At 56.9% G+C, this 1,031-nt stretch carries 1 protein-coding gene and 1 pseudogene; both read right to left on the reverse strand.

Annotation, left to right across the window (positions count from 1 at the left end; genetic code table 11):
• Positions 1-347: pseudogene (locus AC1D0Z_RS22665) on the reverse strand (CoA pyrophosphatase); the annotation flags it as partial.
• 66 nt (positions 348-413) lie between these two features.
• A complete protein-coding gene (gene rplS, locus AC1D0Z_RS22670) occupies positions 414-779 on the reverse strand; it encodes a 50S ribosomal protein L19 (RefSeq protein WP_077595343.1) in 366 nt (121 codons plus the stop codon).
• Between the last annotated feature and the right edge of the window lie 252 nt (positions 780-1,031).

The raw sequence follows: 1,031 nt of genomic DNA on the forward strand, positions 1-1,031 counted from the left end.
TCCCGCAGCGCGGTGTCCACTGCATCGCGGTCGGTCTCATCCGTGCGGCCGCCGGGCAAGGCGACCTGGCCTGAGTGCGTGGACAGGTTGGTGGTCCGTTCCGTCAGCAGCAGTGTCAGCTCGTCCCGCATGACCAGCGGAATCAGCACCGCAGCCAGCGCAGGGGTGCGGTCGGTGAATTTCTTTTCGACGCTGTGTTCGGGAGTCCACACAGGCGGATGCCGAAAACGCTGGCGCAGGGCCTCCGGTGAAAGGTGCGCCGAAGGGACCCCCGCCAGATGGTCATCAATGCTCAGCACCGGAATGCTGCGCGGGTCAAACTTCGGCAGGGGCCGGGTGTTGTTCATGGAATGAGAGGTTAGCAGGCAAAAAAAAGCCGCTCGAGAGAGCGGCTTTTCAGGGCGGAGGTGCTTTTAGGCAGCCTTGGCGCCCAGCTTTTCCTTGATACGTGCGGATTTGCCGCTGCGGCTACGCAGGTAGTACAGCTTGGCACGACGCACATCACCACGGCGCTTGACTTCAATCTTCGCGATCAGCGGGCTGTAAACCTGGAACGTACGTTCCACGCCTTCGCCGTTGGAGATCTTGCGAACGATGAAGCTGGAATTGAGGCCGCGATTGCGCTTGGCAATCACCACACCTTCAAAAGCCTGCACACGTTTACGCGTACCTTCCACCACATTGACGCTGACGATCACGGTGTCGCCGGGAGCGTAAACGGGAATGGTCTTGTTCAAGCGGGCAATTTCTTCCTGCTCAAGGGTCTGGATCAGATTCATGGTTTATTCCATCTAACTTCTTCGCTCATACACGCGCTACGCTAAAGACCGCAAATCCATGGATTCACCCGAAGATGATTCAGATGATTCAGATGGTTGCAGTGGCCGCCAGAGGATCGAAAAGCCTTTGATTATAGCAAGTCAGTGCTTTTTCAAGCGTCTTTGTCCGGGTTTTCGACCAAATCGGCCAGAAAAGCCTCGTCACTTTCGCTCAAATTCCCACTCTGCCGTGCCATTTGCACCAATTCTGGG

Source organism: Polaromonas sp. P1_E3, assembly GCF_056405935.1.